Annotated in this window: 24 protein-coding genes; 16 read left to right on the forward strand and 8 right to left on the reverse strand. The window is 70.6% G+C overall.

What is annotated here, in order from left to right; all coding sequences use genetic code 11:
* Nucleotides 1-33: 33 nt before the first annotated feature.
* Complete coding sequence (locus OU416_RS36340; protein WP_270931619.1) at nt 34-615, reverse strand: HhH-GPD-type base excision DNA repair protein; 582 nt, start codon at nt 613-615, stop codon at nt 34-36.
* 78 nt (nt 616-693) lie between these two features.
* Between OU416_RS36340 and OU416_RS36345 the strand changes: the two genes are divergently transcribed.
* The 7 genes from OU416_RS36345 to OU416_RS36375 all read left to right on the forward strand — a co-directional run bounded on the left by OU416_RS36345 (nt 694) and on the right by OU416_RS36375 (nt 5,306).
* Entirely contained in the window at nt 694-1,056 is a 363-nt protein-coding gene (locus OU416_RS36345) for a type II toxin-antitoxin system RelE/ParE family toxin (RefSeq protein ID WP_270931620.1), read from the forward strand.
* Nucleotides 1,053-1,370, forward strand: coding sequence for a helix-turn-helix domain-containing protein (locus tag OU416_RS36350; protein WP_270931621.1), 318 nt, complete (start codon nt 1,053-1,055; stop codon nt 1,368-1,370). The genes OU416_RS36345 and OU416_RS36350 overlap by 4 nt, the downstream gene beginning before the upstream one ends.
* 198 nt (nt 1,371-1,568) lie before the next feature.
* Nucleotides 1,569-2,453 (forward strand): NAD(P)-dependent oxidoreductase, encoded by an 885-nt coding sequence (locus OU416_RS36355; protein ID WP_270931622.1) that lies wholly within the window; start codon nt 1,569-1,571, stop codon nt 2,451-2,453.
* A 178-nt stretch (nt 2,454-2,631) separates the two neighbouring features.
* Nucleotides 2,632-3,354, forward strand: a complete 723-nt coding sequence (locus tag OU416_RS36360) for a hypothetical protein (RefSeq protein ID WP_270931623.1) — start codon at nt 2,632-2,634, stop codon at nt 3,352-3,354.
* A 43-nt stretch (nt 3,355-3,397) separates the two neighbouring features.
* On the forward strand, nt 3,398-3,760 hold the full coding sequence (locus OU416_RS36365; protein ID WP_270931624.1) for an ArsR/SmtB family transcription factor: 363 nt from the start codon (nt 3,398-3,400) through the stop codon (nt 3,758-3,760).
* Nucleotides 3,757-4,371: an SRPBCC family protein gene (locus tag OU416_RS36370; protein ID WP_270931625.1), complete on the forward strand. Its 615-nt coding sequence runs from the start codon at nt 3,757-3,759 to the stop codon at nt 4,369-4,371. The genes OU416_RS36365 and OU416_RS36370 overlap by 4 nt, the downstream gene beginning before the upstream one ends.
* A 29-nt stretch (nt 4,372-4,400) precedes the next feature.
* Nucleotides 4,401-5,306, forward strand: coding sequence for an aminoglycoside phosphotransferase family protein (locus OU416_RS36375; protein ID WP_270931626.1), 906 nt, complete (start codon nt 4,401-4,403; stop codon nt 5,304-5,306).
* Nucleotides 5,307-5,314: 8 nt separating this feature from the next.
* Here the strand turns inward: OU416_RS36375 and OU416_RS36380 are convergent, their stop codons facing one another.
* The gene (locus tag OU416_RS36380) at nt 5,315-5,872 is read right to left on the reverse strand and encodes a GNAT family N-acetyltransferase (protein ID WP_270931627.1); all 558 of its coding nucleotides are present in this window, start codon (nt 5,870-5,872) and stop codon (nt 5,315-5,317) included.
* Between the two features lie 98 nt (nt 5,873-5,970).
* Between OU416_RS36380 and OU416_RS36385 the strand changes: the two genes are divergently transcribed.
* From OU416_RS36385 to OU416_RS36400, 4 genes are all read left to right on the forward strand, one after another.
* Entirely contained in the window at nt 5,971-6,501 is a 531-nt protein-coding gene (locus OU416_RS36385; RefSeq protein ID WP_270931628.1) for a GNAT family N-acetyltransferase, read from the forward strand.
* Nucleotides 6,502-6,551: 50 nt separating this feature from the next.
* On the forward strand, nt 6,552-8,069 hold the full coding sequence (locus OU416_RS36390) for a DUF7782 domain-containing protein (RefSeq protein WP_270931629.1): 1,518 nt from the start codon (nt 6,552-6,554) through the stop codon (nt 8,067-8,069).
* On the forward strand, nt 8,066-8,491 hold the full coding sequence (gene dtd, locus OU416_RS36395; RefSeq protein WP_270931630.1) for a D-aminoacyl-tRNA deacylase: 426 nt from the start codon (nt 8,066-8,068) through the stop codon (nt 8,489-8,491). The genes OU416_RS36390 and dtd overlap by 4 nt, the downstream gene beginning before the upstream one ends.
* Before the next feature lie 289 nt (nt 8,492-8,780).
* The gene (locus OU416_RS36400; protein ID WP_270931631.1) at nt 8,781-9,752 is read left to right on the forward strand and encodes a sigma-70 family RNA polymerase sigma factor; all 972 of its coding nucleotides are present in this window, start codon (nt 8,781-8,783) and stop codon (nt 9,750-9,752) included.
* Nucleotides 9,753-10,304: 552 nt separating this feature from the next.
* Here the strand turns inward: OU416_RS36400 and OU416_RS36405 are convergent.
* A complete protein-coding gene (locus tag OU416_RS36405; protein ID WP_270931632.1) occupies nt 10,305-11,033 on the reverse strand; it encodes a tyrosine-protein phosphatase in 729 nt (242 codons plus the stop codon).
* 199 nt (nt 11,034-11,232) lie between these two features.
* Here OU416_RS36405 and OU416_RS36410 point away from each other — a divergent pair, with 199 nt between their 5' ends.
* Complete coding sequence (locus OU416_RS36410; RefSeq protein WP_270931633.1) at nt 11,233-12,888, forward strand: fumarate hydratase; 1,656 nt, start codon at nt 11,233-11,235, stop codon at nt 12,886-12,888.
* Between the two features lie 123 nt (nt 12,889-13,011).
* Here the strand turns inward: OU416_RS36410 and OU416_RS36415 are convergent, their stop codons facing one another.
* Complete coding sequence (locus tag OU416_RS36415) at nt 13,012-13,347, reverse strand: hypothetical protein (protein WP_270931634.1); 336 nt, start codon at nt 13,345-13,347, stop codon at nt 13,012-13,014.
* A gap of 270 nt (nt 13,348-13,617) precedes the next feature.
* On the opposite strand from OU416_RS36415, the gene OU416_RS36420 reads away from it, so the two are divergent.
* A complete protein-coding gene (locus OU416_RS36420; RefSeq protein WP_270931635.1) occupies nt 13,618-14,865 on the forward strand; it encodes a YeeE/YedE family protein in 1,248 nt (415 codons plus the stop codon).
* 84 nt (nt 14,866-14,949) lie between these two features.
* On the opposite strand, the gene OU416_RS36425 is transcribed toward OU416_RS36420, so the two are convergent.
* Genes OU416_RS36425 through OU416_RS36440 form a run of 4 tightly spaced genes read right to left on the reverse strand, consistent with a single transcriptional unit; the run spans nt 14,950 to nt 20,679 of the window.
* Nucleotides 14,950-15,861: an alpha/beta hydrolase family protein gene (locus OU416_RS36425; RefSeq protein WP_270931636.1), complete on the reverse strand. Its 912-nt coding sequence runs from the start codon at nt 15,859-15,861 to the stop codon at nt 14,950-14,952.
* A gap of 41 nt (nt 15,862-15,902) precedes the next feature.
* Nucleotides 15,903-18,623 (reverse strand): bifunctional acetate--CoA ligase family protein/GNAT family N-acetyltransferase, encoded by a 2,721-nt coding sequence (locus OU416_RS36430; RefSeq protein ID WP_270931637.1) that lies wholly within the window; start codon nt 18,621-18,623, stop codon nt 15,903-15,905.
* The gene (locus OU416_RS36435; RefSeq protein WP_270931638.1) at nt 18,592-19,767 is read right to left on the reverse strand and encodes an acetoin utilization protein AcuC; all 1,176 of its coding nucleotides are present in this window, start codon (nt 19,765-19,767) and stop codon (nt 18,592-18,594) included. The genes OU416_RS36430 and OU416_RS36435 overlap by 32 nt, the downstream gene beginning before the upstream one ends.
* 60 nt (nt 19,768-19,827) lie before the next feature.
* The gene (locus OU416_RS36440; RefSeq protein WP_270931639.1) at nt 19,828-20,679 is read right to left on the reverse strand and encodes a sulfurtransferase; all 852 of its coding nucleotides are present in this window, start codon (nt 20,677-20,679) and stop codon (nt 19,828-19,830) included.
* Between the two features lie 123 nt (nt 20,680-20,802).
* Between OU416_RS36440 and OU416_RS36445 the strand changes: the two genes are divergently transcribed.
* The 3 genes from OU416_RS36445 (at nt 20,803) to galE (ending at nt 23,708) form a co-directional block, all read left to right on the forward strand.
* Entirely contained in the window at nt 20,803-21,498 is a 696-nt protein-coding gene (locus OU416_RS36445) for a metal-dependent transcriptional regulator (RefSeq protein WP_270931640.1), read from the forward strand.
* Nucleotides 21,495-22,673, forward strand: a complete 1,179-nt coding sequence (galK, locus tag OU416_RS36450) for a galactokinase (protein ID WP_270931641.1) — start codon at nt 21,495-21,497, stop codon at nt 22,671-22,673. Before OU416_RS36445 ends, galK begins: the two co-directional genes overlap by 4 nt.
* A gap of 72 nt (nt 22,674-22,745) precedes the next feature.
* On the forward strand, nt 22,746-23,708 hold the full coding sequence (gene galE / locus OU416_RS36455; protein WP_270931642.1) for a UDP-glucose 4-epimerase GalE: 963 nt from the start codon (nt 22,746-22,748) through the stop codon (nt 23,706-23,708).
* Nucleotides 23,709-23,729: the final 21 nt, after the last annotated feature.

A 23,729-nucleotide genomic window follows, 5' to 3' on the forward strand; every position in this document is an offset into this window, starting at 1 on the left:
CGCGCGGGCGAAACGACGTCGACGGCATTTCCGTCAGCCCTTGGCGGCCTTGGCGGCCGCCTTCTGCTCCTTCTTCCAGGCCCGGACCTCGCTGAGGGTCTGCTCGTCGACGACGTCGGCGATCGACCGGCGCGAGCCGTCCTCGCCGTAGGCACCGGCTGCCTCGCGCCACCCGGACGGCTCGACGCCGCGCTGCTTGCCCAGCAGCGCGAGGAAGATCCGCGCCTTCTGATCGCCGTAACCGGGCAGCGCCTTGAGCCGCTTGAGGACTTCCTTGCCGTCCGGGTCGCCCTCGGTCCAGATCGCCTCGGTCCGCCCGTCGTAGTGCTCGACGACGTACTGCGCGAGCGCGTGCACCCGACGTCCCATCGACCCGCCGTAGCGGTGGATGGCGGGCTTCTGCACGCACAGCTCGACGAACTCGTCCAGATCGGACTCGGCGATCCGGGTGACGCTGAACCCGCCCATCCGCTCGGCGATCTTCTTCGGCCCGGCGAAGGCGATCTCCATCGCGACCTGCTGATCGAGCAACATCCCGGTGAGCAGGGCGAACGGGTCATCGCTGAGCAGCTTGTCGGCGTCGGCGTCACCGGTGAGGTTGAGCTTCTTCGGCATGGGCACATCGTCGCACGCCACTCCACGACACCACTTTCGCAAGGAGATTCAGGTTTAGCTATTGCTATACTTCAGGCTGTGAGCTCCAATGAGTGGAGCATCTACGTCGTCGACGAAGTCCTCGACTGGATCTACCGTCTCGACGACGAGGCACGTAACCGGGTCACAGAAGCGCTCGATGCGCTTGCTGCCGGAGGCCCGGGACTCGGCCGCCCACTCGTTGACACGATCACGGGTTCGAGCATCAAGAACCTGAAGGAACTCCGGCCGGGGACAGTACGGATCCTGTTCGCCTTCGATCCGTGGCGATGCAGCATCTTGTTGGTCGCGGGAGACAAAGCCGGGCAGTGGCAGGCTTGGTATCGCGAGGCGATTCCGATCGCAGAGGAGCGGTACGAGCGCTACTTGAAGGAACGTGAAGCCGAGGAGGGGCGGCGATGACCGGGTACACGAATTGGCGAGATGTCCGCAGCGAATTCGTCGAACGAGCTGGCGGCGAGGAAGCCGTGGCCGCTGGCAAAGAAGCGATGCTCGCGGAAGTCCGCGGCCATCGACTCGCCGAAATCCGGCGCAACCGCGGCCTCACCCAGCAGGAGGTCGCCGACCGGATGGGCGTGACGAAGGGGCGAATTTCGCAGATCGAACAGGGCAAACTGTCCGGCCAGGAAGTCCTCGCCCGCTACGCCCACGCCCTCGGCGGTCGCCTGCACCAGTCGATCTACTTCGACGACGGGGACATCGCGGCGATTGCATAGGCACGCGGCCTTGCGGATGGGCGTTCCTCCCGATCGCCGCGGCTCCACGACGACCAGCCGCTACCCGGCCGAGGACCGCCGCTGCACCGGAGCCGGAAACTCGATCAACTTTCTCCTTGACTTCGACATTACTGGAAGTTGGAGGTTGTCTGCAGTCGCTTCGAGGAGAAGCTCGATCGTGGTTCGGGAAGGAACGACATGACAACGACTGCCGAAGGTGCCGCCGGCCAGGTCACGGTGCTCGGCCTCGGTGATATGGGTTCGGCGATCGCCAGGACCTTCGTCGACCGCGGGTACCGCACGACGGTCTGGAACCGGACCGCGAGCAAGGCCGCACCGCTGGTCGATGCCGGTGCCACCGCGGCCGCGACCGCGGCGGAGGCGGTCGCGGCGAGTCCGCTCGTGGTGATCTGCTTGCTCGACAGCACTGCGGTCGACGAGGTGCTGAGCACTGTCGAGGGGGCGGTCGCGGGCAAGGTGCTGGTGAACGTCACCAGCGGTTCACCAGCCCAGGCCCGGGCGAACGAGCAGTGGGCGAGCGAGCGCGGCGCGGAGTACGTCGACGGCAAGATCATGGGCGACCCGCCCTACGTCGGAACGCCGAACATCATGTTCCCGTTCAGCGGTTCCCGGCAGGCCTTCGCCGCGCACGAGTCCGCGCTCCAGGAGCTGGGCACCATCGCCTACCACGGCGAGGACGCCGGTGCGGCGGCCGTGGAGTTCATGGCCCAGGTGGCGGCGTCCTACGAGCTGCTCATCGGATTCCTCCACACGCTCCGGCTGGTCCAGGCCGAAGGGGTCGACGTCGTGGAGTTCGCCGACCGCTTCGCCGGCTCGCTGGCCGCGTTCCCGCCGCTGCTGGCCTCGATGAGCAAGGCGATCAAGAGCGGCGAGTACGCGCCGGACCTCGGCCCGCTCAACGTCCAGGCCGCGCTGATGGACGACATGATCAGCCACCGGGACTCCCTCGGCGTGGAAGCCGTGCGGATGCGGGAGGTGAAGGAGCTGATGGACCGCCGCATCGCCGACGGCCACGGTGACCAGGGCTTCTCAAGCCTCTTCGAACTGCTGAAGCGCCGGTAGGGCCACTCGCCCGGTGCCTCGCCGACCGGACGGGGCACCGGGCTCAGCGAGGGGCTTTGGCACGCTCGGGTTCGTGAGTTCGTTGATGTCGTGGCTGGATCGTGGCACTCGGGCCTATTGGCGGTTCCGTGGCCGGGCCGTCGACCTCGGTGGTCCGGAGCAGTGGTTGGACGCGCCCATGCACGACAGCTCGCAGGTCGGTGAGGGGTGGCTGCCCGCAGGTAGTGGCTCCGTCGACGGCGCGGGACTGCTCGCGGACATGTCGCAGCTGGACGGGCCGACCTTCGAGGCGGCCGACCTGCGGCCGGAGATCCGGGACTTCTACGAGTGCACCTCCCGGTGGCGCATGGAGGTGTGGACCCAGTGGAACGCGGTGTTCCAGCCTGGCGGTGAACTCGTCTCCCGGCTGTTCGGGCGCCGCGTGCAGCAGCTCGCGCTGCCCACCCGCCCGCTCGACGTCGCCCGCGGCATGGACAGCAGGGTCGTGCCGATCCTCGGTCCCGGCGGGGAACAGCAGGCCGCGGCGTGGATCCGGACGCTGCGGTCGACCGGCGAGTACGTCTACAGCGGCTGCTACTCGACGAAGCTGCTGCCGGGCTCGCGGAACCCGAGCGTGCACGTGGCGTTCCCGCTCGAATCGGGCAACATCCAGGTCTTCCTCGAACCGGTCGCACTGCCGGACGGCGCGCTGGAGCTGCGATCCCCGGACGGCGGGTTCGGCCAGAACGGCGCCTACGCGGTCGTCGAGGACAAGGGGCGCACCTTCGCCGCCCGCATCCCGATCCACGAGACGTTCCGCGTCTACCTCGACGACGAAGGCACCCTCCGAACCGACCACACGCTCCGCCTGTGGTCCGCCCAGGTGGTCCGCCTCCACTACAAGCTCGACCCGGTCGAATAATTTCGCGTTTGACTTATATAATCTGCTGCTTATCATTGCTCGGGTGCACGCGTTCGACGTACTCGGCGATCCGGTCCGCCGCCGGATCCTGGAGCTCCTCGCGAGCGGGGAGCAGACCTCCGGGGCGGTCACCTCGGTGATCCAGCAGGAGTTCGGCCTCTCCCAACCCGCGGTGTCGCAGCACCTCCGCGTGCTGCGCGAGAACGGCTTCGCCTCGGTTCGCGCCGAGGGGACCCGCCGCTTCTACACCGTGGACACCGCTCCGCTGCGCGACGTCGACCAGTGGCTGGAGCAGTTCCGCCACGTCTGGTCCCAACGCCTGGACGCCCTGGAAACCGAGCTGGCCCGGGGAAAGCGGATGCGCCGCACCCGGCGAAGCCGCGGAGAGGACAAGGAGAGCGCATGAACGATCAGATCGACGCCGCGCACCGCCGGATCGGCGCGCGGGACCTCGACTCGGGCACGGCCCGGGTGCTCACGATCAGCCGGACCTACGCCGCCGAGCTCGATGACGTGTGGGACGCGTGCACCGATCCCGAACGCATCCAGCGGTGGTTGCTGCCCGTCACCGGCGAGCTGCGCCTCGGTGGCCGCTACCAGCTCGAGGGCAACGCGGGCGGCGTGATCGAGCAGTGCGATCCGCCGCGGAGCTTCGCCGCCACCTGGGAGTACGGCGGAAGCGTCAGCTGGATCTCGGTCCGGCTGACCGGCGATCCGGCCGGTGGCACGCGATTCGAACTGGAGCACACGACCCACGTCGACGACCACTGGGAGCGGTACGGCCCCGGCGCGGTCGGCATCGGCTGGGACATCACCCTCCGCGGTCTGGCGGTCCACCTCGCCGGGGAAGCCGTGCCCCCGGAGGAGACGTGGGCCGCGTCGGAACAGGGCATCGAGTTCATGACGCTCAGCGGACGGCGGTGGTGCGAAGCCGACATCGCTTCCGGGGCCGATCCAGGAGCAGCCCGAGCCGCCGCGGACCGCACGATCGCCGCTTACACGGGCACCGAGGGCTGAAAATGCTTTGCGGGTGGTGATCGGGGCGTGTGAGGCTGGCCGGTGTGGACATGCACGCCGGGCAGTTGACCGTGTCACCCGAGATGGTGCGCGCTCTGGTGGACGGGCAGTTCCCCGAATGGCGGGGACTTCCCGTCAGCAGGGTCGACTCGCGGGGAACGGTGCACGCCATCTTCCGCATCGGTGAGCGGTTCACCGCTCGGTTCCCGCTGGAACCGGGAGAAGCCGGGGCGAAGCGGGACGAGCTCGAAGCCGAGGCGGCAGCGGCTCGGGAGCTGCTGGGGCGCACGCGGTTCCGCACGCCTGAGCCGATCGCGCTGGGCGAGCCCGGCGCCGGGTACCCGCTGCCGTGGTCGGTGCAGACCTGGGTTCCCGGGGTCGTGGCCGAGGGAGTGGGCGAGTCCGCGGCGTTCGCGAGCGACCTCGCCGAGTTCATCCGCGGTGTGCGCACCATCGACACCCGCGGCCGGACGTTCTCCGGCGCAGGACGCGGCGGTGAGCTCCGCTCCCACGACGCCTGGATGGAGACCTGCTTCGACAACAGCGAGCAGCTCCTGGACGTCCCGCGGCTCCGCCGGACGTGGCAGACCATGCGCGAGCTCCCCCGCGGCTCGACCGGTGATGTGATGGCGCACAGCGACCTGATCCCCGGCAACCTGCTCGTGTCCGGCAGGCGGCTGACCGGGGTCATCGACATCGGCGGGCTCGGCCCGGCCGATCCGGCGCTGGACCTGGTCGCCGCCTGGCACCTGCTCGACGCGGAACCGCGGCAGGTGTTCCGCGCCGAACTCGGGTGCAGCCCTCTCGAATGGGAGCGCGGCAGGGCGTGGGCCTTCCAGCAGGCGATGGGGCTGGTCTGGTACTACGCCGAGAGCAACCCGGGCATGAGCCTGCTGGGGCGGCGCACCTTGGACCGCGTCCTGGCGGACGCGTGAGCCCTCGGTCAGCCGGACTTCCGGCTCCGCCACTCCGGTGCCAGCACCGACCAGACCTCCAGGTCCTGCCGTTCGCCCCGGTGCACGCCGCTCTCCCGCAGCACGCCGTCCCTGACCATCCCCAGCCGCTGGGCCACCGCGATGCTGGGCCGGTTCGCCGCCGAGACGAGCCACTCCACCCGGTGAATGCCGCGTTCCTCGAAGGCCCAGTCGATGATCACCCGCGCCGCCCTCGTGACCAGGCCCTTGCCCACGGCCGCCGGTTCCAGCCAGCAGCCCGCCTCCGCGTTGCCGCGCGGGACGTCCATGGTCCGGAAGAGAACACCGCCGACCAGCTCGTCAGCGACCCAGATCCCGAAGATCCGCCCGGTGTCGGCCGCCGCCTTCTCCGCGTACTGCTGGAGGAAGGCGCGGCTCGAGGCCAGGTCGGTGACCGCGTCGGCCAGCCCGATGTGCTGCCCGACGAGCTCCCTCCCCCGGTCCATGTGCGCCAGGAACTCCGCCGCGCGCCACGGCTCCAGCGGGCGGAGCTCCGCGTTGTCACCACCGAGGGAAATCGAGAACATTCGCAACCTTCCGCAACCCGATCAAGCAGACCGCGCGAAGGATCCCCCACCCGGACGGCGGAGTAAAGCGGTTTTCCGCCCGTCGGCAGAGAGGTCAGATGGACCGAACCGAATCGCCCGCGGTGCGCATCGTGCACCTGGACGGGCCCGCGTTCCAGGCGCTCGCCGCTGGTGACCTGGCTGCGGCGAACACCGCGAGCCCGGTGCCCCTCCCGGCCTACTTCGCCGGGCCGGACTGGCGCGGGGTGTGGCTCCGGCGCAGCAGGCAGGTCGAGGAAGATCCCGGCAGCGCGGCTTGGGTCACCGGAGTCATCTGGGACGTGCGGCGCGAGCTGGCCACCGGCCGGGCGGGGTACCACGGGCCGCCCGATGACTCCGGGATGGTGGAGATCGGCTACGCGGTCGATCCCGCGCACCGCCGGCGCGGTTACGCGCGCGCAGCTCTGGAGGCACTGCTCCAGCGCGCCGCCCGGGAACCGCGGGTGCGCACGGTCCGGGTCACCATCAGCCCGGACAACACAGCGTCCTACCGGCTGGCGGCGCAGTACGGCTTCGCCGAGGTCGGCGAGCAGTGGGACGACGAGGACGGCTTGGAGATCATCTACGAGAGGCCCGCGAACCACCCCTGACCACGACGGCGGGCGGATGCGGGATTCGGCGGACGTGTGAGGATCGGGGCGTGATTCCAGATCTGTCCCACGACCGCACCGACCGACTTCGCGACGCCTTCCGCGCCGCCGGGTACGACGCCGATGGCGTCGTCGAGCTGCTCGGCCCGGAAGCGCACATCGCCTTGGGCCGCGGCGAACCCGTCCCCGCGCTGCGAGCCACGACCGACGCCGGTCCGCTCGGCACGCTCATCCGGCTGTTCCTGCTCGGGCTGGCCGAGCCGCAGGCCGCCGTCGAGGCCGCGCTCGCCCCGCTGCCGCTGTCCGATGCGCAGGCCGCCGGGCTCGTCGTCGCCGACGGCGACCGGCTGCGCGCCGGGCTCGACGTCCGCCCGCACGGCGTCGGCGACGACTCGTGGTGGGTCGTGTCGGACCTCGACTCCGACCTGCGCGGCGGCCGGCCGGTCGAGCCCGACCACGTGCTCGGCGTCGGGCACGCCTCGCTGAGCCTGGTGCAGGCGACCTCGCGACGGCCGGTCGGCTCGGTGCTGGACCTGGGCACCGGCTGCGGCGTGCAGGCGCTGCACGCGAGCACGCACGCGCAGCGCGTCACCGCGACCGATGTCTCCAAGCGGGCGCTGGCGCTGGCCGACGCGACGTTCCGGCTCAACGAGATCGACGTGGAGCTGGGCGAGGGCGAGTGGTTCGACCCGGTGCGCGGTCGCCGGTTCGACATGGTGGTGTGCAACCCGCCGTTCGTCGTCGGGCCACCGCGCACCGACTTCACCTACCGCGACTCCGGCCTGGCCGGTGACGACGCGAGCGCGCTGGTGGTGCGCCAGCTGCCCTCGTTCCTCAACGAGGGCGGCACCGGGCAGCTGCTGGCGTCCTGGGTGCACCGCGAGGGCGAGGACTGGGAGGACCGGGTCTCCCGGTGGCTGCCGCCGGGCGCCGGGGTCGACGCGTGGTTCGTCCAGCGCGACGTCGCCGACCCGGCCCTGTACGTCGGGACCTGGCTGCGCGACGCGGGCTACGACCTGCGCTCCCCGCAGGGCCTGCAGAAGGCCGGCGAGTGGCTGGACTGGTTCGAGGCCAACGACGTGCTCGGCATCGGGTTCGGGTTCGTCACCCTGCGCCGCACCGACGCCGCGCGCGGCGAGGTCGTGTGCGAGGACCTGCGGCACGCCTTCAACGACCCGCTCGGCCCCGAGTCCGACCAGTGGCTGCGCCGCGTCGACTGGCTGCGCGCCAACGGATCGGCCGAGGCGCTGCTGGCGACCAGGCTGGTCACCGCGGACAGCACGGTGCTGGAGCAGGTGTCCGAGCCCGGTGACGAGGGCTGGGCCCCGCTGGTGCACCGGCTGCACCGCACGGACGGCCCGGGCTGGCAGCACGAGGTCGACGAGCTCGGCGTCCGGCTGCTCGCCGGGTGCCGCGGTGCGCTGCCGCTCGGCGAGCTCCTCGAACTGCTCGCGATGGGATTCGGCGAGGACGCCGAGGAGCTGACGCGCGCCGCGGTGCCCGTGGTCCGGGAGCTCGTCCGGCACGGAATGGTCGTTCCGGCGGAATGGGCGGATGGTGCGCAATGAGAGCAATCGCCACTCGGGTCACTCGCGCCTCGGTAACCGTCGACGGTGTCGTCGCGGGCAAGATCGAAGAGCCCGGGCTGTTAGTGCTATTGGGTGTGACGCATTCCGACGGGCGTGAAGAAGTCGTCAAAATGGCACGCAAACTGCACGAGATTCGCGCGCTGCGCGACGAGGAGTCCTGCGCCACGACCGGGGCACCGCTGCTCGTCGTCAGCCAGTTCACGCTCTACGGCTCGACCCGCAAGGGGCGGCGCCCGTCGTGGACCGAGGCGGCCCGCCCGGAACACGCCGAACCGCTGGTCGAGGCGGTCGTGTCGGAGCTGCGCGAGCGGGGCGCGCGGGTCTCCACCGGGGTGTTCGGGGCGATGATGTCGGTGGAGAGCGTCAACGACGGGCCATTCACCCTTTTGGTTGAGGTGTAAATGTAACGGGGGTTCTCAGGAAATCCTCAGACTTGGTGGCGCAACCGATGTGACCGCCATGACGTCTCCCAATCGAGAACTTCGGGAACGAATTCGGCACGCCGGTCGTTTTCCAGGTAACGAAGCTTCGACGGCCGTGCCGAGAGGTGCCGGGGGCACCGATCGACAACACCCGGAGGAGACGTCGACGCGCAAGCCCGTACCAACGAGCGTACGCGTCCAACACACCGCGCAACGGCGCGCAGGTGTGAATTGCGCCCGCCAAGCCAGCCCGTCAGGGAGGGAGCTCATGACCGTCCCGCAGACCACCAAGCCAGACGTCGCAGTCACCGAAGACCTGGACACCCAGGGTCCATCGGCAGACCTGGTGCGCGTCTACCTCAACGGCATCGGGCGCACCGCGCTGCTCACCGCACAGGAAGAGGTCGACCTCGCCAAGCGCATCGAGGCCGGGGTGTTCGCCAAGCACCTGGTGGAGACCAGCAACAACCTCTCCCCGGAGCGGCGCTCCGACCTCAACGCCGTGGTCCGCGACGGCCGCCGAGCCAAGAACCACCTGATGGAGGCCAACCTCCGCCTGGTGGTCAGCCTGGCCAAGCGCTACACCGGCCGCGGCATGCCGCTGCTGGACCTGATCCAGGAGGGCAACCTGGGCCTGATCCGCGCGGTGGAGAAGTTCGACTACACCAAGGGCTTCAAGTTCTCCACGTACGCCACCTGGTGGATCCGGCAGGCCATCACCCGAGGCATGGCCGACCAGAGCCGCACCATCCGGCTGCCCGTCCACCTGGTCGAGCAGGTCAACAAGCTGGCCCGCATCAAGCGCGACCTGCACCAGAAGCTCGGCCGGGAGGCCACCGACGAGGAGCTGTCCGAAGAGGCCGGCATCCCGGTGGAGAAGATCCTCGACCTGATGGACCACTCCCGCGACCCGGTGAGCCTGGACATGCCGGTCGGCGCCGAGGAGGACGCGCCGCTCGGCGACTTCATCGAGGACGCCGAATCCGCGGACGCGGAGAACGCGGTGATCTCCGGCTTCCTGCAGGACGACCTGCGCCGCGTGCTGGCCACCCTGGAGGAGCGGGAGCAGTCGGTGATCCGGATGCGCTACGGCCTCGACGACGGCCAGCCGCGCACCCTGGACCAGATCGGCAAGTCGTTCGGCCTGTCCCGCGAGCGGGTCCGGCAGATCGAGCGCGAGGTCATGTCCAAGCTCCGGCAGGGCGACCGCGCCGACCGGCTGCGGGCTTACGCGAGCTAAAGGGGCGTCGATGGGAGAGGTGTGTCTGCGGAAAGCGCAGACCGTTCGCCCCTTTAGATGATTTTGCGGGGGCCGAGCCCCCGCAGACCCCCACGGTGCGGTGGTGACGTTCAGGAGAGCTCCTCGCCCTCCTGGCCGTCCCCGGCCTGCTCACGGACTAGCCATCCATGTCTGCGGAATGGTCAGTCGGGGTTCTCTCCACGGTGCGGTAGTGCTCCGAGAGAGTTCCTCGGCTGTCCTGGCGTCGCGGACCTGCCTGCGATGTTTCGGTTGGGTTGGTCGTGGGTGCTGGTTCGTGGGGTGTTGGTGTTGGGTTTTACCCGGTTGGCTCTTTGATTTTTTTGGGTGGGGGGTCAAGGTTTTGGTTTCCGGGTGATTGGCTTCGCGGTGGGTTCTCCTGCCGCCTTCTCCGGGAGGCCGGGGTCGTCGTTCGGACGGGTCCGACCTCCCGACCCTTACTCGGCGCCCTCCACGGGTGCTGGTTCGTAGCGGCGAACGGCCAGCTCACCTCGTTCCGCGAGGTGAGCAGGCCGTTCGCCGTTCGCCGTCCGGTCAGGGTCGGGCGTTGAACTTCTGGCGCCAGCGGATCAGCTCCTCGTCCGTCGCGCCGTGGGTTCGGAGCCAGCCCGCTGCCCGGTCCTCGTAGGCGGCGAAGGTCTCCAAGACGCTCTCGATCGCTTCCGCCGGCGTCGACATCAGTTCGCGGACCATCTCCTCGTCCACACCGGGCGGAAAGACGGGAGCCCTGTCGAGCCGCTGCAAGACCCGGAGCATGTTCTGGTCGGTGCGGGAGTAGTCGGCCACGATCGCGTCGTCGCGCACTCCCGCGGAGCTCAGCAGCAACGCCGCCGACACCCCCGTCCGGTCCTTGCCCGCCGAGCAGTGGATCAGGGCCGGGCCGTCCGCTTCCAGCACGATGCGGAAGACCTCGACCAGCTTCTTCGAAGCTCCCTGGAGGATCGTCTGGTAGAGCTTGGTCAGGTCGTGCGCCGCATCGTCGAGCTCGATCTCGACGTCCTGGAGGTCCTCCAGCAGTGAGACGTGGTGCACCTCGGCGACACCGGCCAGCGGGTGCTCCTCGTCCTTCGTCTCCCAGGAGCCCCGCAGGTCCACCACCACGCTCGGCGGCCAGCTCGGCATGCTCTCCGGGTTCCGGTCACCGATGTGCGGAGCGTCACTGCGGTAGACCACACCCGCTCGTGTCAGCACGCCGTCCCCGAGCGGCTGTCCGCCCAGATCGCGAAGGTTGACCAGCTCGTTCAGCGGATCGGTCGTCGACAAAGTGACCTCCGTAGCTCCACGCACCGCTCCCGAAGTGCGGCGACAAGTCCGGCCGCAAGCCTCGCAGGTGCGACGCCGCGCACCGCCACCCGCCTGATTGGCGATCCGTCACACCTGAGCCACCCCCGTGGACGCGCTGATCCACCACGCGGTTACATGGGGCATCGCGTAACCCGAACGCGCGCAAAGGAGCCGCGACGTGACCACCACGAAGTTCGATTTCACCGAGGTACTGCCGCTCGGTCCCGACGACACCGAGTACCGCCTGGTCACCACCGAAGGCGTTCGCGTCGTCGAGGCGGCCGGCCGGCGCTTCCTCGAAGTCGAGCCGAGCACGCTCACCGCCCTGGCCACCGAGGCGATCAAGGACATCCAGCACCTGCTGCGCCCGTCGCACCTGGCCCAGCTGCGTGCGATCATCGACGACCCGGAGGCCAGCCCGAACGACCGGTTCGTGGCGACCGACCTGCTGCGCAACGCGTGCGTCTCGGCGGGCGGCGTGCTGCCCATGTGCCAGGACACCGGCACCGCGATCGTGATCGGCAAGCGCACCGAGTCCGTGCTCACCGGCGGCCAGGACGAGCAGGCGCTCGCCCGCGGCATCTTCGACGCCTACCAGGACCTGAACCTGCGCTACTCCCAGATGGCTCCGCTGAACTTCTGGGACGAGCGCAACACGGGCAGCAACCTGCCCGCGCAGATCGAGCTCTACTCCAAGGGCGGCACCGATCCGCACTACGACTTCCTGTTCATGGCCAAGGGCGGCGGCAGCGCGAACAAGACGTTCCTGTACCAGGAGACCAAGGCGCTGCTGAACCCGACGCGGCTCGGCCGGTTCCTGGAGGAGAAGCTGCGCTCGCTGGGCACCGCGGCCTGCCCGCCCTACCACCTGGCGATCGTGGTCGGCGGCATGTCCGCCGAGTTCAACCTCAAGGTCGCCAAGCTGGCCTCCGCCCGCTACCTCGACGAACTGCCGCGCGAGGGCTCGGCCTCCGGGCACGCGCTGCGCGATGTCGAGATGGAGCAGCAGGTGCTGGAGATGACCCGGCAGTTCGGCATCGGCGCGCAGTTCGGCGGCAAGTACTTCTGCCACGACGTCCGGGTGATCCGGTTGCCGCGGCACGGCGCCTCGCTCCCGGTGGGCGTCGCGGTGTCCTGCTCCGCGGACCGCCAGGCCAAGGCCAAGATCACCCCGGAGGGCGTGTTCCTGGAGCAGCTGGAGCGCGACCCGGCCCGCTACCTGCCGGACGTGGTCGACGACCAGCTCTCCGACGAGGTCGTCAAGATCGACCTGAACCGCCCGATGAGCGAGATCCGCGCCGAGCTGTCCAAGCTTCCGGTCAAGACCCGGGTGTCGCTGACCGGGCCGCTGGTGGTGGCGCGCGACATCGCGCACGCCAAGATCGCCGAGCGGCTCGACGCCGGCGAGCCGATGCCCGGCTACCTGCGCGACCACCCGGTCTACTACGCGGGACCGGCCAAGACGCCGGACGGTTACGCCTCCGGTTCCTTCGGCCCCACCACGGCCGGACGCATGGACGCCTACGTCGAGCAGTTCCAGGCCGCGGGCGGCTCGCTGGTCATGCTGGCCAAGGGCAACCGGTCGGCCAAGGTCACCGAGTCGTGCCGCACCCACGGCGGCTTCTACCTCGGTTCCATCGGCGGTCCCGCGGCCCGGCTGGCGCAGGACTGCATCCGCAAGGTCGAGGTGCTGGAGTACCCGGAGCTCGGCATGGAAGCGGTCTGGCGCATCGAGGTCGAGGACTTCCCGGCGTTCATCGTGGTGGACGACAAGGGCGAGGACTTCTTCGCCGAGGCCACGAAACCGACCCTGCAGATCTCCTTCGGCCGCTGAACCGGGCGCAGACGCTGAAACGCCACGTTTCCCGCAGGAGCCCCACCTCCTGCGGGAAACGCGGTGTTTCCGGTTGTCCGTTCAACTCGTGGTCACGGCAGGCCTTCCTTCAGGTACCGCTGATCAGCGCGGGACCTTGACGTCGCGCTGTTCCAGCACGACCTTCCTGGCGTCCAGCGGCGCGTCCAGGCGGACCGCCACCGGCGGGTAGCGCAGGTCCATCGTGCAGATCCCCGGTGGCTCCGGGGTTTCCTCGACCAGGACGAGCTTGACGTGCTCGGCGGTCTGCTCCGCCAGTTCGGCGTGCACCTTGCTGCAGCCGCCTTCCTGACCGGTGGCCACCAGGGCGGTCCCGTCCTCCTGGGTCCAGACCTTCGCCGGGTAGCCCTTCGGCAACGCCGTGGTGTCGAGGGAGCTCTCCGCGACGGCGGTCCGTTCGTTCTCCGGCTTCGGCTGCACCGGTCCGGGCGGTGCCGGCGGCTGACCGCCGAAACCCACGTCATCGGTCGGCTGTTGGGCGCAGGCTGCCAGCGCAAGGAGCAGAGCCCCCGCACCCATTGCGGTGTGTAGGCGTCTCATGCCCTACAGACGGAGTCGGTGCCGCACCGGGTTGCGCGGTATTCGCATCAGATCGATCCCCAGCTTTCCCACAGTCCGGAACTGGTGGTGATCGGTCGCCTGGACGTGGTTTCGTCGGTGCGATCCACTTCCAGCCTTGGAGTGACGAGAATGTCGACCACAGCCACATCCGCCCCGCAGCGAACCGCGCCCCCGCAAGAACCGCAGGGAAAGCCGCAGTGGGTTCCGCTGACCGCCGGCGTGCTCGCAGCCGTGGCCCTGGTGGCCGCCGCGGCCGTCGTGGTCGGGGTGAAGTCAGCTGTGCTGGCCGCGCTCGGGCTCGCCCTCGGACTGACCTTGTTCCACTCCCGCTTCGGGTTCACCTCCGCCTGGCGGCAGCTCGTCTCCGTCGGGCAGACCGAGGGCATCCGGGCGCACCTGCTGATGCTCGGCGTGGCCTCGATCCTGTTCGCCCCGATCCTGGCCGGCGGCGTGACCTTCTTCGGCGGTGAGGCGGAGGGCAACGTCTCCCCCGTCGGACTCGGCCTGGTCGTCGGCGCGCTGCTGTTCGGGATCGGCATGCAGCTGGGTGGTGCGTGCGCCTCGGGCACGCTGTTCGCCGTCGGCGGCGGCAACACCCTGATGGTCATCACGCTGTTCTTCTTCATCTGCGGTTCCGTGCTGGGCGCCCTGCACTTTCCGCTGTGGACCTCCGAGGCGATCACCCTCGGTTCCTTCTCGCTGGCCGAGGACACCGGCCTGGGCTACTTCGGTGCGCTGGTCGTCCAGCTGGCCGTGCTCGGTGCGATCGGTTTCATCGCGATCCGGTGGGCTCGCCGGCACGACGCTCCCCCGGCCGGTCGGCCGCCGACGTCGCGCGGGCTGTGGCGGGTGCTGCGCGGTGCGTGGCCGCTGTGGGTCGGCGCGCTCCTGCTGGCCGGGCTCAACGCCGTCGTCCTGCTGACCCGCGGCACTCCGTGGGGCATCACCTCGGCATTCGTCCTGTGGGGTTCGAAGGCGCTGCAGGCGGTCGGCGTCGACGTGGCGAGCTGGCCCTACTGGCAGGGCGAGCGGGCCGCCTCGCTGGCGGGCCCGGTGCTGGCCGACTCCACCTCGGTGCTCGACTTCGGGATCATCGTCGGGGCACTGGTCGCCTCGGCCGCCTCGGGTGCGTTCGTGCTGGCCAAGCGCATGCCCGCGAAGGTGGTGCTGGCGGCGGTGATCGGCGGGCTGCTGATGGGCTACGGCGCCCGTCTCGCTTACGGCTGCAACATCGGCGCCTACTTCTCGGGAATCGCCTCGTTCTCCCTGCACGGCTGGCTCTGGGGCCTGCTGGCCCTGGTCGGCACCTGGGTGGGTCTGAAGCTGCGCCCGCTGTTCGGGCTCGGAGTGCCCAAGCCGAGCGACTCGGTCTGCTGACCCGGCGCCGGTGCCCGCGACGGCCTGGTCGACGTCCCGGATCGTCGTGAACGCGACGGTCCGGGCGTTGGGCCTGCTGCGTTGTCAGGAGTGGACGGACGGCTCGTGCGCGGACGCGATCCAGTCCCGGACCCACTGCGACAGCGCAGCGCCGTTGCGCACCCAGCTGAAGTGACCGAGGTCCTCCGCCCCGGACTCCGCTCTCGTGTAGTGCTTTGACGTGCGCAGCGCGTGCCGCGCCTTCGCCGCCAGGTGGTCCACTGAGGACTGCGGAGCCAACCGGTCTCCCGCGACGCTGACCGTCAGCAGCGGCACCTGCACCTCGCGCAGCGCCGCTTCGTAGTCGGTCGTCGAACCGTTGAGGCGGTACTCGCTGGTGCGGGCTTGACGCGCCCAGTCCCGCATCAGACCGGTCGCCTGCCGACCGCCGAAGCCGAACCTGTGCCCGGGCCAGTAGCCGAGCAGCGTCGACGCGCTCGCCACGGCTTGCGTTCCGACCAGCGTGCGCAGCTTGTAGATGCCGGGGAAGCTCCGGAACCACACCGATCCCGAGGCCACCAGCGCGACACCCCGCACCCGGCCCGGGTGGCGGGCCGTGTGCAGCAACGCGATCTGGCCGCCGAGGCTGTGCCCCAGCAGGAAGCGCGGCGCCTGCGGGAACACGTCCTCGATCAGGTCGAGGACGCCGTTCAGGTCGTCGATCAGGCTCTGGTAGCCGAAGCGCACGCCACGGGCCGCGAGCGGTTTGCTCTCCCCCTGGCCGCGCAGGTCGAACGTCACCACGGTCAGGCCCTGGCGGTGCAGATCGGCCACGAACGGCCGGTAGTACCGCGCGGGCACGCCCATCGCGGGGACCAGCACGACGACCGGGCTGCTCGGGTCGTCCTGCTGCGCCGCGCGGACCTTGATCCGGTGCTGCCCGGCCGGGACCAGTCCGAGCACGACCGAGGCAGGCGCGTCGGGCTCGGGGCTTCGGGCGGCGGTATCGGTGTCCACGTCGCACAGATTAACGGAACGGGTCCGTCTCGGGCACGGCCTCAGCGCAGCCGCCGCGGGCCGGTGTCCAGCACCACCGGGGATGCGCCGAGCACCACCTCGGCACCGGTGACCACGGCCCCCACCGCCGAGGCGAGCACCGGGCGCAGCGCCAGGTCGCGCACTTCCGGCAAGTCCTCGGCCAACGTCGCCACCCGCAGCACCAGGTCCTCCAGGGCCGCGAGGTCAGCGGGTTCGCCACCCCGGTACCCCGCCAGCAGCGGGGCCGCCCGCGGCGCCCTGACCAGCGCCGAAACATCCACATCGGACAGCGGCAGCGCCCGGTAGGCCTTGTCGCCCAGCAGTTCGCTGGCCACCCCGGAAAGCCCGAAGGACACCAACGTGCCGAACGACGGGTCGTCCATCAGATCGATGACGCACGACGTCCCGCGCACCGCCATCCGCTGCACGTAGACCTCGTCCAGCCCGGACACCCGGCGAATGTCGGCGTAAGCCGCCCGCACCGCGTCCGCGCTGCCCAGGTCGAGCCGGACGCCGACCAGATCGTTGCGGTGCCGGAGCTGGTCGCTGACGGACTTCAAGGCGACCGGGAAGCCCAGCTCCTCGGCGGCGGCCACTGCCGCCGCCACACCGTCCACCCGGCGGAAGGGCACCACGTCGATGCCGTAGCAGCCGAGCAGTCGCAACGCGCGCTCGTCGTCGAGCTTGGTGATGCCCTCCGCCAGCCAGTCCTCGACCAGCGCCCGCGCTCCCTCCGCGTCGACGCCCGGCGGCCGCACGAAGTGACCTTGCGGAGCGGCCCGCCACTGGGCGTAGCGGGTCACCCTGGCCAGCGCCAGCACCGAACGCTCCGGGCTCGGGTACGACGGCACGGAGCCCTTGCCCGCGAGCCCGTCCGGCCCCGGCACCACCAGCTCGTCCGGCACTCCTTCGGCGGCCAGGAACGTGGTCACCACCGGCTTGGAGCGCGCGACATCGGCCTCTTGCAGCGCCTCCCGCATGGCTCTGGCGTACGCGGTCCCGGGAACCGCCACGGGAGGCGCGAACACCGTCACCAGCGCGTCGACGTCCGGGCGCAGAGCGGCGTCGCGAACCGCGGCGGCGAACACCTCCGGCTCCGCCGAGGCACCGACGTCGACCGGTTCGCCGGCCAGCTCCAGCCCTTGGGCCTGCGCCACGTCCGCCGCGAGCATCCCCAGCGCCGAGGAGTTGCCCACGATCGCAACGCGATCGCCCTGCGGCAGCGGCTGGTGCGCGAGCAGCAGCGCGGTGTCGAACATCTGCGCCACCGACTCCACCCGGATGACGCCGGACTGCTCGAACAGCGCCTGCACGCTGGTCTCGTCGATCTGCACCGAGGTCGCCGCCAGGCCCGGACGCACCGCGTTGCGCCCCGACTTCACCACCACGACCGGTTTGCTGCGGGCCAGCCGGCGCGCCAGCCGCCCGAACTTGCGCGGGTTGCCGAACGACTCCAGGTACAGCAGCACGACATCGGTGGCCGGGTCGGTCTGCCAGTACTGCAGCAGGTCGTTGCCGGACACGTCGGCCCGGTTCCCCGCCGAGACGAACGTCGACAGGCCGAGCCCGCGCTCGGTGGCGGTGGCCAGGATCGCCACGCCCAGCGCACCGGACTGGCAGAAGAACCCGGTGCGCCCGCGCCCCGGCAGCTGCGGGGCGAGGCTCGCGTTCAGCCTGAAGTCCGGATCGGTGTTGACCACGCCCAGCGCGTTCGGGCCGACCACCCGCATGCCGTGCACGCGGGCCTCGCGCACCATCTCGCGCTCGACCTCGCGCCCGGCAGGTCCGCTCTCGCTGAACCCGGAGCTGACGATGACCAGCGTCTTGACGCCCTTGGCCAGGCAGTCGTCGAGCACCTCGGTCACGCTGGCGGCCGGGATCGCGACCACGGCCAGGTCCACCTCGTCCGGGATGGCGAGCACCGATGCGTAGGCGCGCACGCCGCGCACCGAGCGGTGCTCCGGGTTGACCGGGTAGACCGGGCCGGTGAAGTCCGCGGTGAGCATGTTCGTCAGCACCGCGTGGCCGATCTTGCGGTGGTCGGTGGAGGCCCCGATCACCGCCACCGAGCGCGGCCGCAGCAGGTTGTGCACGCTGCGCGCTTCGGCGGCCTGCTCCCGGGCGCGGGCCACCGCCACCGACTCCTCGGTGAGGTCGATGTCGAACTCCAGGTGCACGACGCCTTCCTCCATGGCGCGGCTCACCTGGTAGCCGGCATCGCGGAACACCCGCACCATCGTCGAGTTCTCCGCCAGCACCTCGGCCACGAATCGCTGCAGCCCGCGCTCCCGGGCGGCGGCCGCTAGGTGCTCCAGCAGGATCGACCCCAGACCGCGGCCCTGGTGCGAGTCCTCCACCACGAACGCCACTTCGGCCGACTTCTGCTCGCCCAGGCGGTCGTAGCGGCCCACCGCCACGATGTCGTCGCCGAGCAGCGCGACCAGCGCGACCCGGTTGACGTAGTCGACGTGCGTGAAGCGCTCCACGTCGCGCTGGGGCATGCGCGGGTACGGCCCGAAGTAGCGGTAGTAGCGGGTCCGGTCGCTGAGCCGCCCGTGGAAGGCGATCAGCTTCTCGGCGTCCGCAGCCGCGATCGGCCGGATGTGCACCGTGCCGCCGTCGGAGAGCACCACGTCGGCCTCCCACTGCCGCGGGTAGCCCGCCTGCTCCGGGGTCTGCTCCTGATCCGTTCCGTCCACTTCGGACTCCTCAGTCGCGGCTGTCGACCGGGTCGAGACCATGCAACGGAAACACCGCGTGCCGGGTATCGCGAATCGAGGTGTCCACCGAGGACGCGGTCACTCCGGTCCAGCGCTCGAACGACGGGTCGGCCCCGTCGGTCATCGATGTCGGCAGCGGCACGTTCTCGGCGACCCGCACCGCGTGCGCCATCCAGTCATCCGGGATGGTGGTCTCCGGAGCGATGTCCCGGTCCAGCAGGGTCGCCAGCAGGTGGGTCCAGGCGCGCGGCACCACTCGGAACAGCGAGTAGCCCCCGCCGCCGAGGGCCAGCCACTTGCCTCCGGCGCAGCTGTCGGCCAGCTCCCGCAGGTCCTGGTAGGTGGCGCGCTGCCCGTCCACGGTCTTCGACAGGTCGGCCAGCGGGTCTTCCCGGTGCGCGTCGGCCCCGCACTGCGTCACCAGCACCTGCGGCCGGAACGCAGCCAGCACCGAGGGCACCACCGCGTGGAACGCGCGCCGCCAGTCGGCGTCACCGGTTCCCGGCGGCAGCGGGATGTTGACCGCGGTGCCGTCCGCCGCCCCGCTGCCGATCTCCGCGCTGAAGCCGGTGCCCGGCCACAGCGTGAGCGGGTGCTGGTGCAGGGAGATGGTCATCACCCTGGGGTCGTCGTAGAACGCGGCCTGGACACCATCGCCGTGGTGCACGTCGATGTCCAGGTAAGCGATGCGCTCCACCCCTTGCTCCAGCATCCACGCGATGGCCACCGAGCAATCGTTGTAGATGCAGAACCCCGCCGCGCGGTCGGCCATCGCGTGGTGCAGTCCGCCCGCGATGTTGACCGCCCGGTCCGCCTTGCCCGACACGATCTGCTCGGCGGCCCGGATCGACGCGCCCGAGATCAACGCCGCGGCTTCGTGCATCCGGTCGAAGATCGGGTTGTCCTCGGTGCCCAGCCCGTGGCCCACCTCGGCTCCGGCCAACGGCGCGGCGCGGACGGCTTCGAGGAACTCCGGGGTGTGCACCCGCAGCAGGTCCTCCTCGGCGGCCGGCCGCGGTGCGAGCACCTCGACGCCGTCGAGAACGCCGAGCGAGCGGGCCAGCCGCATGGTCAGGTCCAGCCGGATCGGATGCAGCGGGTGATGACCACCGAGGTCGTAGTCGAGCACCGACTCGTCCCACACCACCGCGCACTGAGAACCCATGCCCCGGACGCTACCTGCCCTGTGTCCGCCGACACTGTGTTCCAGGCCACTGCGCTTCGTTCAGCCCGCCTCCTCTCCGGTTGCGGCCGGACGGTCCGGGTCCGCCGACCAGTTCGACCACGAGCCCGCGTAGAGCGCGGCCGGGTGCTGCGGATCGGTCACACCGGCGTGCTCCAGAGCGAGCAGCACCGAGCACGCCGTCACACCCGAGCCGCAGTAGGCCCCGATCGGCCCGCCGGCATCGACGCCGAGGGTGCTGAAGTGCTCGGCCAGCTCTTCAGCTGACCGCCACCGCCCGGAGCCGGTCACGTGCGCGGCGAACGGCGCGTTCAGCGCACCCGGGACGTGCCCGGCCCTCGGATCCATCGGTTCGACCTCGCCGCGGTAGCGCTCGGGCGCGCGAGCGTCCAGCAGCGTGCCCTCGCGAGCCAGCTCGGCTGCACCGTCGGCGTCCAGGACCGGCATCGACCCCGCGCGGACCCGGAAGTCACCCTCGCTCGGCTGCGGCTGCTCCGTCGTGGTCGGCAGCCCCTCCGCGACCCACACCGCGTAGCCGCCGTCGAGCACGGCCACGTCCTGGTGCCCGGCCCAGCGCAGCAACCACCAGGCACGGGACGCCGCCGAACCGTTGTCCGCGTCGTAGACGACCACCGGCCGGTCCGAGTCCACCCCGGCACGCCGCAGGACCGCTTCGAGGTCCGCCGGTTCCGGCAGCGGATGGCGGCCGGCGGGGCCCGGCGCGGCGGCCAGCTCGGCATCCAGGTCGACGAACACCGCGCCCGGCAGGTGGCCCTCCGCGTAGGCCTCGCGCCCGGGCGGCCCGAGCAAGGACCAGCGGACGTCGAGCAGGGTCGGGGGTGCCTGCCCCCGCAACGCGGTCATGAGATCATCGGTACTGATCAAAGGATCCACAGGACGGCCTTTCGTAGCCCGGCGACGAGGTCGGTCGAAAATCCTGGCAGTCAACTCCCCGACCGCTGACCGCTGTCGCCCGGGGCGACTAGCATCGTGGTTGGGACTGAATGGGGAGCCGACGTGAACGATCTCATCGATACCACTGAGATGTACCTCCGCACCATCTACGACCTCGAAGAAGAGGGCGTTGTTCCACTCCGTGCCCGAATTGCCGAACGATTGGAGCAGAGCGGCCCCACGGTGAGCCAGACGGTTGCCCGCATGGAGCGCGACGGACTGCTGACCGTCGCCGAAGACCGGCACCTCGAGCTCACCAAGACCGGCCGCGCGCGCGCCATCAGCGTGATGCGCAAGCATCGCCTCGCCGAGCGGCTCCTCGTCGACGTGATCGGGCTCGAGTGGGAGCACGTGCACAACGAAGCGTGCCGCTGGGAGCACGTGATGAGCGAAGCCGTCGAGCGCAAGCTCGTCAAACTGCTGGGCAGTCCCACCACGTCCCCCTACGGCAACCCGATCCCCGGCCTGGACGAGCTCGGCGTCGACCACGCCGAGGGCTCGGTCGACGGCGACCTGCAGCGGGTCGACGAGATCGCCCGCAACGGCGGGGGCCGCGCGGTCATCCGCCGCATCGCCGAGCACGTCCAGCTCGACCCGGATCTGATGACCGAGCTGAAGGACGTCGGTGTCGTGCCGGGCAACGAGGTGGAGATCATGTCGGTCGTGGGGCCGAACAAGCCGATCGAGGTGCGGGGCGAGAACGGCAGCACCGAGCTGACCTCCAGCATCGCGCACGCGGTCATGGTGCACGCCAAGTGACCTCGGCTCAGCGCGCGGCGGCATTGTTCGCCGAGGAACACGGCAATGCCGCCAGCGCGGTCTGGTCGGCCCCTGGGCGGGTGAACCTCATCGGGGAGCACACCGACTACAACGACGGCTTCGTGCTCCCCTTCGCCCTGCCGCACCGGACCGCGGTCGCGATCCGGCCGCGCACCGACGGCCGGTTGTCCACGGCGACCTTCGGCAGCGACGGGCGGCTGCACCGCAGCCCCGAGCTCGCCATCGACGAGCTGCGCCCCGGCTCCCCCGGCGGCTGGGCCGCCTATCCGGCCGGAGTCGCCTGGGCACTGCGCGAGGCCGGTTTCCCGCTCCGCGGTGCGGACCTGATGATCGTCGGCGAGGTGCCGACCGGTGCTGGCCTGTCCTCGTCCCACGCTCTGGAGTGCGCGACGGTGCTGGCACTGCTCGACACCGCGGACGCCGCGCCAGGGCAGCCGGGCGCGCCGTCCCTCGGTGAGATCGCGCGCCTGGTGCAACGGGCGGAGAACGACTTCGCCGGGGCGCCGACGGGCCTGCTCGACCAGACCGCCTCGCTGTCGTGCACCGAAGCGCACGCGCTGTTCTTCGACGTGCGCACCGGCGTCGGCGAGCAGATTCCGTTCGACCCGGTCAGCGCCGGGCTCGAAGTGCTCGTGATCGATACCCGCGTGAAGCATTCGCACAACGAATCCGGTTACGGAGAACGCCGCCGGGGCTGCGAGCGCGCAGCGGAACTGCTCGAGCGCAAGGCGCTCCGCGACGTGGTCGCGGCGGAACTGCCGACGGTGCTGCCGCAGCTTCCGGAAGAACTCCGGCCGCTGGTGCGGCACGTCGTCACCGAGAACGACCGGGTGCTGGCCACAGTGGACGAGCTCCGCGCCGGCCGGTACGCCGAGATCGGCCCGCTGCTGAACGCCTCGCACGCCAGTCTCCGCGACGACTACCGGATCTCCAGCCCGGAGCTGGACCTCGCGGTCGACTCCGCGCTGGCGGCAGGCGCGCTGGGTTCCCGGATGATCGGCGGTGGTTTCGGCGGTTCCGCGATCGCGCTGGTGCCCGTCGCCGACCGGCCGAAGATCGAGCAGGCCGTCCTGGACGCCTTCGCCCGGGCGCACCTGACCGCACCCCGGTTGTTCACCTCGGTACCCTCCGCCGGTGCGGGGCGGGACCGGTGACCACCGGGCGACCGCTACCGCTCGCCGGTCGACGGCGGCCGAACTAGAACACGCACGGAAGGCAGTACCCACTTGAAGCTCCTCGTCACAGGCGGCGCCGGATACGTCGGAAGCGTGTGCGCCGCGCGCTTGGTGGAGGCCGGTCACGAGGTCGTCGTGGTCGACGACCTGTCCACCGGGCACGCCGACGCGGTCCCGGACGGCTGCAAGTTCGTCGAGGCCGACATCGCCGCGGCGGCGAGCGAGCTGCTCGCGGAGCCGTACGACGGCGTGCTGCACTTCGCGGCCAAGTCGCTGGTCGGCGAATCCATGCAGGATCCGCAGAAGTACTGGCAGGGCAACGTCGTCACCTCGCTGAGCCTGCTGGACGCGATGCGCGAGCACGGCACGCCCCGCCTGGTGTTCTCCTCCACCGCGGCGACCTACGGCGAGCCCGAGGTCTCGCCGATCACCGAGGACACCGCGACGCGACCGACGAACACCTACGGCGCGACGAAGCTGGCCATCGATCACGCGATCACCTCCTACGCGAACGCCCACGGCATCGGCGCGGTGAGCCTGCGGTACTTCAACGTGGCCGGCGCGCACGGGGCCTTCGGCGAGCGGCACACCGTCGAGACGCACCTCATCCCGATCGTGCTGCAGGTCGCCCTCGGCCAGCGGGAGCAGGTGCAGATCTTCGGCGAGGACTGGCCCACCGCCGACGGCACCTGCGTCCGCGACTACATCCACGTCACCGATCTGGCCGACGCCCACCTGCTGGCGCTGGAGAACGCCGTCGCCGGCCAGCACCGGATCTACAACCTCGGCAACGGCACCGGGTTCTCGGTCAAGCAGGTGATCGACACCTGCCGCCAGGTGACCGGTCACCCGATCCCCGCGGAGGTGGCGCCGCGCCGTGCCGGTGACCCGGCGACGCTGGTGGCGTCGAGCCAGCGCGCGCGGGACGAGCTGGGGTGGCAGCCGCAGCGAGCCGACCTCGAGGTCATCGTGCGGGACGCCTGGGACTTCACCCAGCAGCGCCGGGGCGCCTGAGCCGCCCTTCCCGGGCAGGCT

The sequence above is a fragment of the Saccharopolyspora indica genome (genome assembly GCF_027853965.1).
Lineage (GTDB): Bacteria > Actinomycetota > Actinomycetes > Mycobacteriales > Pseudonocardiaceae > Saccharopolyspora > Saccharopolyspora indica.

Bases quoted from the DNA above. Each gene is read 5' to 3' on its own strand.
- OU416_RS36350 (WP_270931621.1), top strand. From the start codon at position 1,053: ATGACCGGGTACACGAATTGGCGAGATGTCCGCAGCGAATTCGTCGAA.
- OU416_RS36370 (WP_270931625.1), top strand. From the start codon at position 3,757: ATGAACGATCAGATCGACGCCGCGCACCGCCGGATCGGCGCGCGGGAC.
- OU416_RS36385 (WP_270931628.1), top strand. From the start codon at position 5,971: ATGGACCGAACCGAATCGCCCGCGGTGCGCATCGTGCACCTGGACGGG.
- OU416_RS36435 (WP_270931638.1), bottom strand. From the start codon at position 19,767: ATGGGTTCTCAGTGCGCGGTGGTGTGGGACGAGTCGGTGCTCGACTAC.
- OU416_RS36400 (WP_270931631.1), top strand. From the start codon at position 8,781: ATGACCGTCCCGCAGACCACCAAGCCAGACGTCGCAGTCACCGAAGAC.
- OU416_RS36430 (WP_270931637.1), bottom strand. From the start codon at position 18,623: ATGGTCTCGACCCGGTCGACAGCCGCGACTGAGGAGTCCGAAGTGGAC.
- dtd (WP_270931630.1), top strand. From the start codon at position 8,066: ATGAGAGCAATCGCCACTCGGGTCACTCGCGCCTCGGTAACCGTCGAC.
- OU416_RS36420 (WP_270931635.1), top strand. From the start codon at position 13,618: ATGTCGACCACAGCCACATCCGCCCCGCAGCGAACCGCGCCCCCGCAA.
- OU416_RS36380 (WP_270931627.1), bottom strand. From the start codon at position 5,872: ATGTTCTCGATTTCCCTCGGTGGTGACAACGCGGAGCTCCGCCCGCTG.
- OU416_RS36355 (WP_270931622.1), top strand. From the start codon at position 1,569: ATGACAACGACTGCCGAAGGTGCCGCCGGCCAGGTCACGGTGCTCGGC.
- OU416_RS36360 (WP_270931623.1), top strand. From the start codon at position 2,632: ATGCACGACAGCTCGCAGGTCGGTGAGGGGTGGCTGCCCGCAGGTAGT.
- OU416_RS36340 (WP_270931619.1), bottom strand. From the start codon at position 615: ATGCCGAAGAAGCTCAACCTCACCGGTGACGCCGACGCCGACAAGCTG.